Annotated in this window: 11 protein-coding genes; all 11 read right to left on the bottom strand. The window is 37.2% G+C overall.

Features of this window, described 5'->3' with window-relative positions; all coding sequences use genetic code 11:
- Positions 1 to 83: 83 nt before the first annotated feature.
- Positions 84 to 788, bottom strand: coding sequence for an SGNH/GDSL hydrolase family protein (locus tag IL356_RS20025; RefSeq protein ID WP_162987859.1), 705 nt, complete (start codon positions 786 to 788; stop codon positions 84 to 86).
- A 273-nt stretch (positions 789 to 1,061) separates the two neighbouring features.
- Positions 1,062 to 2,279: a hypothetical protein gene (locus IL356_RS20030; RefSeq protein WP_121848506.1), complete on the bottom strand. Its 1,218-nt coding sequence runs from the start codon at positions 2,277 to 2,279 to the stop codon at positions 1,062 to 1,064.
- A 347-nt stretch (positions 2,280 to 2,626) separates the two neighbouring features.
- Positions 2,627 to 3,358 (bottom strand): GNAT family N-acetyltransferase, encoded by a 732-nt coding sequence (locus tag IL356_RS20035; protein ID WP_240467936.1) that lies wholly within the window; start codon positions 3,356 to 3,358, stop codon positions 2,627 to 2,629.
- Positions 3,359 to 3,523: 165 nt separating this feature from the next.
- A complete protein-coding gene (locus tag IL356_RS20040; RefSeq protein ID WP_121848504.1) occupies positions 3,524 to 4,294 on the bottom strand; it encodes a class I SAM-dependent methyltransferase in 771 nt (256 codons plus the stop codon).
- 41 nt (positions 4,295 to 4,335) lie between these two features.
- Positions 4,336 to 4,794: a DinB family protein gene (locus IL356_RS20045; RefSeq protein WP_121848503.1), complete on the bottom strand. Its 459-nt coding sequence runs from the start codon at positions 4,792 to 4,794 to the stop codon at positions 4,336 to 4,338.
- Positions 4,795 to 4,889: 95 nt separating this feature from the next.
- Complete coding sequence (locus tag IL356_RS20050; RefSeq protein WP_162987858.1) at positions 4,890 to 5,324, bottom strand: response regulator; 435 nt, start codon at positions 5,322 to 5,324, stop codon at positions 4,890 to 4,892.
- Between the two features lie 204 nt (positions 5,325 to 5,528).
- On the bottom strand, positions 5,529 to 6,680 hold the full coding sequence (locus IL356_RS20055; RefSeq protein ID WP_121848501.1) for a phytochrome family protein: 1,152 nt from the start codon (positions 6,678 to 6,680) through the stop codon (positions 5,529 to 5,531).
- A gap of 1 nt (position 6,681) precedes the next feature.
- Positions 6,682 to 7,494, bottom strand: coding sequence for an alpha/beta fold hydrolase (locus IL356_RS20060; protein ID WP_192466581.1), 813 nt, complete (start codon positions 7,492 to 7,494; stop codon positions 6,682 to 6,684).
- Positions 7,495 to 7,946: 452 nt separating this feature from the next.
- Entirely contained in the window at positions 7,947 to 8,096 is a 150-nt protein-coding gene (locus IL356_RS20065) for a hypothetical protein (RefSeq protein ID WP_162987857.1), read from the bottom strand.
- Positions 8,097 to 8,226: 130 nt separating this feature from the next.
- The gene (locus IL356_RS20070) at positions 8,227 to 8,805 is read right to left on the bottom strand and encodes an RDD family protein (RefSeq protein ID WP_121848499.1); all 579 of its coding nucleotides are present in this window, start codon (positions 8,803 to 8,805) and stop codon (positions 8,227 to 8,229) included.
- 462 nt (positions 8,806 to 9,267) lie between these two features.
- Positions 9,268 to 9,508 (bottom strand): type IX secretion system membrane protein PorP/SprF (locus IL356_RS20075; protein WP_192466582.1); only part of this gene is annotated, 241 nt, incomplete at its 5' end.

Genomic DNA, 9,508 nt, shown 5'->3' on the forward strand with positions numbered 1-9,508 from the left:
AGGCTACAATCGATATATTTAACTTTTTTAGAATTAAGCCTAACCCATTCTTAGTTTTAACTTAAAGGCACCCTTCCTAAACTTCAATTTGGATATTTTAAGTACAAATATCCGCCCATTTGCTTTAATTTTTTATTATTTCTAAATGACTTATTACTTATCATGCGTGATTTGAATTCATTGATATCAATCAAGGTGACTATAGAATCTTTTCTTTCAAAACCATCGAACAACTCTATCAACGGGCCCTTTATTACACCGTTTATGGGTTTACTTTTGCGGTCGTAGATTGTGGAAAAGATAACGTTCGCTGTAATAAATGAACCGAGTGGCGTGGGGTGTAGGTTATCATCCCGATAGAGTTTCCAATTATTTTTAGCTTTCAAAATATCTGTCCATGTTTGACTGACAGGTGCAACTACCATACCTAGCTCCTTTGCAATCTTCATGTATGAATAATCCAAAATTTTACCATCGATTACCGGGGCATTTTTTCTTGGATACAATGATAGGATAACCGTCTTGGCACCCCGTTTTTCAATTATGGAATAAAATTCCCTTACGGCCATATAAAACGACTCACTTTCCTTTACTCTTCGGATGCCGTTCACGACATAATTCTCTCCCAAAGTGCTTTGTTCATTAAGAATTACGAAGTCCCAACTCCGTGAATCAAGGGTTTTTTCGACCAGTCCTTCATTTAAGTGATCCCGAAGTGTATAGCCACCAAAAGCAATCAGTTTTGTTCTTAATTCTTGTCCATTCTCGCGTGCTATGTGTTCCAGCATTTTGGGCATATTATTGTAATAAATACTGCTATTGCCTACTAAAAGTACATCTAGGGGCTTTTTATTATTTTGGTTACAGGCTATTGTAAGAGCCAGGGACAAAATCAAAAAAATAAAAGAGGCTTTATTACAAAATATGTGCATTCATGGTCATTTGTAGAGTGTGCCCTAAGTACTTCCTTTAGGAGCTTGGAGACTTAAATAGATTGTTTTAACTGATTAACAATGTTATGATACTAAATTATTTAATTAAGTTCTTATTATATGCAGTACTCAATTCACGTTAAAGTCGAAGCTTATTGATTCACCGTTTATATTGGTAACAACAATTTCATATTCTCCTTTCGCTAGGGCGAGATTAGTTTCGGATGTTTCGTTTTTCACCTCGATGCGGTCAATTGGTATTCCCCTGTCAATTTCTTCTCCTTTATTATAGGCAAGAATCATAACCGGAAGAGGGATTTTAATACCTTCAAGGTTCACATGTACCTGTTGGTTGCCGTTATCGAACAACCAGTCGGGTCGACCATCGATAAATTTCGTTTTAGGATGGAATACCGCCAAATCGGTCCATCTCTTTTTGACCTCATATTTGAACGGTTTTTTGCTTTGGTCGACTAGTATGGACGGTTCATCAATGTCCAAAGCGTTCAACATTGGATTATTATATTCCGGTTTACTTTTCTCGCTGAATTCGATTTGGTCGATCGTTAACGGGTCGATACCGGTATATTCCTTTAATCGGCCTGCCATGGCCTTCTCCCATCTTTCGTGATCTCCCTCGAATGCATGGTTGAAACCACAATGGATCAAAAATTTATCTTCAGGTCCTTTTTCGATTACCTTCTGGATGTTCTTTGCCTGTTCTATTTCTCTAGGTTTACCGTTGGAACCGTTGGTCTGTTCATATGGAAAAACGGTAAATCCAATCTTAAGGGCTCTACGGACTAAATCCCCAAATTGTGGGTCTTTTGTGTAATAGCCAGTTTTCTGAACCGGATATTTTCTTTTCATTAAATCCGTGTCTAGATATTCTCCGTTTCCCAATGTTTCAAATCCGATGTTTTTGTAGCCTATGTCGAATAGTTTTTGAAGTAGCGACTTTGTGAAAACGCGGTGCATTGAATTGTGGTGTGCTTCGTTGATGATTACCACTTTATGTGATTTTGCCTGTTCAACTATGAATTCTGTAGCGTTTATCGGCTGGTACATTGAATTGATAGAATCGGCCTGTTTCTCGTTGAACATTTCCTTCTCGGACATGTTCATTGCCAAATCCCAATGGATCAGTGCGTTGGTGTAGTCCGTGTTGTTTGCATAGGCCTGTGCAGACATTTGGTAGTTCCAAGAGCTACTATCTTTACCCAATTCATTCTTAATCTCCGAGCTGAATTTGTAAGGATTCTGAAAGTCAATTTCCTTATATACCCTGGGCTCTTTTTGACATGAGACAATCAATAATGCCACTAAAAAACTTTGAAAAACCTTCATACTGATATAAATCTATTGATGAGTATTTAAGAATCATATCAAATATAACTAAGTTTTTAGTTGTAACTATATATTTAGTTAAAAATATCTGGCTATTCTGCCTTGTTATCATAAGTCTATAAATGATATAGGCTGGTTAATCAGGAGTAAATTATGGGAAAACCTCAATACACTAAAATTTTTAGTGTTATATAATTTGCAAAGCTCTACACAAGATTTTAATATACCCAAAATTAGATTATAATATTGCATTTGTTGGGCCCTAGTGAGAATCCTTTATTTGAACTTTAGTAAACATCTCAATAGCAGTTGGCGCTCGATTCGAACCTATCATCTGAACATTTTTGCTATTTCTTCGGGATTTTTAATTTCATTTCTTTCTGACTCAACGATTTTGTTAAATTTCTACTTTCAAGAAAATGAATTATTGAGTCATGGTCAGCATCAATATTGATTATTGAAATAGAATTTGATGTCAATTTAAATAAATAATTCAGTAAGGAGCTTCCAATTAGCCTATTTCTCATGTCCTTCTTTACCGCAATTTGCAGAATCCGGTCATTAGAAGTATTAAGGACTGTATAACCACATAGTTCTTTTCCAATATGTGCGAGAAAGCAATAGGCATATTCTCCCAAATTTTCAATCGTTACCGAGGAATTCTGCCAAGTTGGTTCCATCTCCCCGATTTTACACAATTCCTCAAAGTTTGAATTTTGAAATCGTTCAATTTTTACTTCCTCATTTATTTTCATTACAAGAGGTTCTCCACTATAGCAATTTAACATCCTAATATGTCTAAACCCAATCTTTTCATATGATTTAATTGCCGGAATGTTATCTGAGATTACTTCCAATAAAACTTCATCAAACCCCTGTCTTTTAAATTCGGGCACTAAGATATCATACATTCTTTTTGTCAGGGCTTGCCCTCTTTCAATAGGATTCACTCCTGTTCCCGCATTGTAAGCTTTTTTTACTCCCTCTATCTTTCTTTCCCCATGTAGAACAAAGCCAATCATCTTTTGCCTCCTGAACGCCCCAATCGAAATTCCCTTATTAATGTCTTCAGCATTCATTTTGGCTTCAAGTTGTTCGAGGTTTAGCTTAAATGGGATGGAGTAGTCAGAAAATGACAGATTGAAACAGTCCAGAATTTGTTGGTTACTAATATTTGATAGTATTTTGAATTCAATCATTTCGATTTAACTGGGTTACCGAAAACGAACATCCATTAATCTCCCTCATTGGGCGTTGGATAAAAATTGGCATATGAAAATCTGTTTTTCTGAAGCGTCACTAAAAGGTTCTTCTTTAAAACTTCCAAACTTATGAACAATTTCAAGGCCCTTAAACTCCAAGTATGAATCCAATTCTTTTGGAAAAAAAAGTCTCATGTCCAAATTCTGAATCGAATCAAAATTACCATTTACATGATAATACCATTTTATACGGTTAATCTGGGTTTTACTTTCATACCGCATTGACTGCTTAATGAAAACTTCTCTTCCATCATCGGTGGTATATTCAGCGATTTGCTTTTGTTCTTTTTCACTCTCAACAATGTATTGAAGATTCGGATTAAAGCAATCCAGTAGAAACAGGCCGCCCTCCTTGAGATGATTTTTTACAACATCAAATGTTTTGAACAAATCCTCATTTTCGTATAAATGATGAATTGAATTAAAAGGGATCAAAATCAGGTCGTACTCTTTACCCAGGTCCAAAGTTCTAATGTCCGCTTGGATAAACTCAATTTCCAGTCCTGCCTCAGATGCTTTTCTTTTGGCTTGTTCAAGCATTGATGAAGTGAAATCCACTCCACAAATGTCGTATTCATCCCGCGCTATTGGAATAGTTAATCTACCGGTGCCACAACAAAGCTCAAGTACACGAGCATCCTTATCCTTTGGAAGCCACCGCCTGTAAAATTTAAGATCAGTCAGGTCAGTGTTCATACCATCGTAAATATTCGCGTCATAGATTAATTCCCCAACGTTATAATTACTTTTCATCTATGTCTTATAATATCGTTTATTTGAACTTTAATCTATCATTATTTTTGCTCATTTAAGAGCTTAATTATAATACCTATCTGCCCTAAGTGGTGAATATCGTGATGTAACATCCCATTTAATACAAATCGATATTCGTAATTACCTTGGAAGTCAGTATCATAGTATTTTGTATTTAGAAAATCATCTTCTTTGTCCTCTAGGAAATCAATTATTTCAATCAGACTCTTTCTGTATTCATCCAAAAGTGTTGGCCATCCAAGCTTGACCAAGTTCTCGTTCCCTAGCCAGTTTTCCCCCGCACCATCGGTAATCTTTCCGGAGCCAGTTCTAAGTTTAATCAATGTCTCTTTTCTCCAACATGTAAGGTGGGAGATTATCTCGGCAACGCTATGTAAATTGTCCAGTGGCCTTTTAAAAGGGTTTCCCTCTGTTATTTCTTCAAGCTTACGTTCATAGTTTTCTCCCATCCACAACTTTCGGTTCTGGACTTCGCACATTTGATTGATTAGTTCTCGTATTAAAACTCCCAATTGGTAATCATTTTTTTAGACTTTGACTTCGGGATTCGGCCACCAAAATGCAGGGTTTCGCCCTAGGCCGTTCTTGGGATTAAGCCCTTTTCGTTCAAGGAATCGATAAGATTCCTTAATTGCGAATGCATCCGTTCGACCGATGTCTCCTTGGTCAAAAAAGATGTCGCACCCATATCCAGAAGTTTCAGGCGTTCCTCCTCGGTAGATGAAGTGGTATAAATAACTACCGGGATCCTAGCGGTCAACCCGGCCTTATTAAGTTCCGCCAAGCATTCGGTCCCGTTCATGACGGGCATGTTCAAATCCAAGAATATCAATTTGGGGAGGGCCCCGGCAGATAGGTCCGTAAAATAGTCTATCAGTATCTTTCCGTTAGCAAACAGTTTCATCTCGATATCCGGATAGATTTCCTGCATCGCCTCCTCGAAAAACATTCTGTCATCTTCGTCGTCCTCTGCGTAGATCAGTGGGCTGATAATAGCATATTTGTTCATATCAAAATGGTTAGACGACATAAATATACCTCTTTTTTCCTTAATTTTAACGACATACGAATACGGCAGACCCTCTCCCTTTTTCCGCCCTGTTTTTTTTAAATATAAGAACTCTGATTTATCTTTTTTTGAACTTTCTAAAAGAGAAAAATATTGATCTATTGATTGTTTTGAAATCCAGCCGAGCACTTAAAGCAAGAACCTTTATAGCGATACATAGGGAAGTACAATCTCCATACTTACTTTTTCTGGACCGATGTTCTCCCTGCTAAACGATCCTCCATGGAGAGTTGTTATTTTCTCACAGAAAGCAAGATCCAAGCCTACACCTCGACGATCGCTACTTTCACTATTATTCCTTTTTACGGTATCTCGGTCACTTACTTGAGAATGTGTGATGATACATATTCGTAATTTTTTTCTATGGAACGTGTTTAGCACATTTTCGTTTGATTCAAACACCCGAGATGTTATTCTCAAGGTTTGTGCATGATCTGGACTGCTTATTCGGTTTACCAGCTCAAACAATTCCGTAAATAATAAATTTATCTTATTCTCGTCGCCATAGACCGATTCAACTTCCAGATCATAATAAAAACCATATGTAGATATGGAGCTCTTCGCCTTTGTTGATTCGATAATGCCCCTCAAATCAAAATGAGCCTTTCTTAACGGATAAAACTCAAGCTCACTATATTGTTGCAGACGTTTGGTCAATGAGTGTCCCTCAAATGCAATATCGATAATCCTATTCAAATTAAGGGCCAGTACTTCCCAACTGTATTTCCTTTTTGCTTCTGAGATGGTTTTGCTCGCGAAAAGCTGAATCTTTCGCAGGGGCTCCTGTAAATCGTGAGAAATCATTTTGTTCAGGATACGCAGCTCTTTATTAATGCTCCTTTCTTGACTTAGTTGGATCTCAAGGCTCTTTTGAACCTGCCCTAGCTCTTTTTGGGCCATCATCAACTCCTTATTTTTCAGCAGGGCGTTTTCCGCGGCATTTTTGGCCTCGATAAGTCCGCTCTCATAATCATTTCTCTTGTTTAGAAAAAGTCCGGTGAGAAAGATGTCATTGGCATCCATTGACATATTAAAGAGAAAGGGATGTTTGGTTCCGTCCTTTCCGATTAGGCTTAACACTATTTCATGTACCATATTCTTCTCGACCAGAATGGGATAGAAATGAGTTTTATAGAGGATTCTACTTCCCGGACTTAGAAGTGAATTGATGCTATTGTTTTTCAGCTCTTCTAAACCATAGCTTAATTTCCCAAGTATATATGGGTTGATATCGACTATTGATTCCTTGAGGGTCATACGGATTACCGCGCATGGCAACATATCAAAATCTGGCATTTTACGCTAGGAATTTTTCGGTCAAAAGTTCATTTTTAAGAACATCGATGGTCTCTTGCGGATGACTCAAATGGGGGCAATGGCCCGATGCATCCATGTTGACGATTTTACTGTTGGGCAAGTTATCCTTCACAAATTGACCTACTCTTTGGTTTGCTATATCATCCTCCGTACATTGTACTATCAGGCAAGGAATATCCACTTTGTTCAAGTCCTTTCTATTGTCCGAAAAAAATGTTACCCTGGCAAAATTCTTTGTAATGCTTTTGTCCATCGAGCAAAAGCTTTCCGCCAATTCCTCTGACAGGTGAGACTTTTCATGGTTTTTCATTACCACCGGTGCTAGATAGTTTGCCCATTCGATATAATTCGAATCAAGCATTTCCAGTAAATCTTCCAGTTCGCTTTTTTCGAACCCCCCATGATAATCACCCGTATTCAAATAGCAACTGGAAGGGCAGATCATTACCATCGACCGAAAAATTTTTGGCCTTTCGATATAGGCCAATACTCCGATCATCGAACTGACCGAATGACCAATAAATATGGCTTTTTCAATACTAAGTTCCTCACAAATTTCTATAATATCCTGGGCATACCCCGTTAATTTGCCATATCGATTTTCATCATAACACGTAATATCAGATCTGCCACATCCGACATAATCAAAGACCAACACCCTAAAATGCTTTTCCAGAAAAGGTAAGATATATCGCCACATTGCCTGATCACATCCGAAACCATGGGCAAGAATTATTGTTCGGTCACCATTACCGATCAATCGGACATTATTTCTGAGACTAATGGAAGACAACTTGCTGGATGTGATTAATAATTCGCAAGTTAAACAAATAAAATTACCATTTTAAGGTTCTAAGTTATCGTTTATATTGGACTTAGGTTTCGGGATTACACAACCCTTTTGGCAATCGTTTTATTGAACTTTAGAATAGATAGCAAAACCAATTAATAAGACGATGATCAAAATTGAAATGACTATCATCGGCTTTTTCTGTTCTTTTAAAATCTCTATGACTAAACTAAATATTTGTTCAAGCATCGTTTTTTTGAACTTTACCCTAAGTTACGATTTATGAATTATCAAATTTGAAAACAGCCTAAATACACCACATAAGTAAATCCAAACTATTCACTACTTGGTCGGTTACTTGGTCGCTCACTTAGTCGGTACTTGTTCGGTACTTGTTCGGTACTTGTTCGGTTACATGTTCTGGTAATTGTTCGGATAGTATTTTTGAAAATCGATTATTTAGACTTTAGATTTTTCAAGGCGCCATTTACCATAATTGCTCCTGAGAGAACAATAAATCCCAAAAGTATCGGAAGTCCATATCCCGACACCATGTATCTAAACATGGTTCTATTTTCAGTGACTGGTGTGCCCTTTATGACCATGATTAACAGTTTTGTTGCAAATAGCGCAACAATAAATATTAAAATATAACCTACAATCATTTGAATATAGCAGTAGAGTTTCATCGTTTTTTTGAACTTTTGTTGTTATCTGCCACACTTCGACAGGACGTTAACAATCCTTAATTACCATTGTTTTTGAAAGTGAATCGTGAAACTTGTAGCCTTTTCTTTCAAATAAAAATGTTAATGGGTCAAATGGTATAAGTCTGCAAAGAGTTCTGGTGAAAATTTGTTTGCCACTAGGTTTGTCTCCATTTTCATCCACTACTTTTGTTTTAGTTAAGAACTTGCCCAAAGTTTTCTGGAAGACGGATTCCATAAATGCATAATAGCCAAGAGAAAAGGCTAGACCTGTACGAAAAATTAATCTAAAAGAATCTTCTATATCCCCAAGAAAGTAAATCAAAGAAGAATTGAATATTGCAATTATTGAGATGTCCACAAGAAAATTCACAAAACGGTTTTTCTTATTTGCAGATAGGGAGCTGATTTTCTCCTTTAGTTCTTTTTCCACAATTGCTTTATCTCGGATTTTTTCAAATTTTGATGTGTTAATATTCCGTTTTTCGACTTCTACATCTGCAGCTTTGATTGCGATCGGATTATAGTTTACCCTCTCAACCGTTACAATAATTATCAATTCATCATCTGTCCTTTCGGACATTACTTCTGTAAATTCGTTTTCCATTAATTTGATGGTTAGGTCATGTTACTGCGTGGCCGATGATGAGCATGTTAAAAAAGATTAGGGCGATTTGAGACCCAACCCAGTTTTTACTTGATGGAGGTATCATCCATCATCGTTTATTTGAACTTTCAACTAAATTACTATTTCTGAATAATCGATTGTAGAAAATGGGGAAGGCTACATAGGACTTTTTCTTGACTGTGTTCTCTTTGGCCGTTTTCGGGATTGCCCAAAAGTTTTCTTGGGCCAATTTTCTTAAAATCCAATTATCCTTTTTTTTTGGGTGCCTTGCCGAAAATTAACGATATACCCAACCATCAATCGTGGAAAAGTGGTAGGCCGCACCATAGCTTAATTCTTAGGGATAGTTCTGTCCCTAGAGCGGGCGATCACTAAATATAAAGGAACAAACTGGCCAGATCCCTCTTATGAACCGGCCAGCTATATCCAAAACCAAGACTTCTATATTCTCAATCTCATGAATAACTCATGGGTACCCTTTTCAACACCGCCAACAGGTTTTTCCAAGGCGTTCTCATAAGCATACCCTACGTCAAATCCTCCACTGATATTGAACAAGAATAGACCGCTGATACTTTCGCTAAACCTGTAACCCGCGCCGATAGTGAAACGCTCTGCAAAACCCACCATACCGGTGAGCTCATAGGAAACCGGGGAAGCGGTAACAAAACGAAGCATATTG

Source organism: Euzebyella marina, assembly GCF_014855515.1.
Lineage (GTDB): Bacteria > Bacteroidota > Bacteroidia > Flavobacteriales > Flavobacteriaceae > Euzebyella > Euzebyella marina.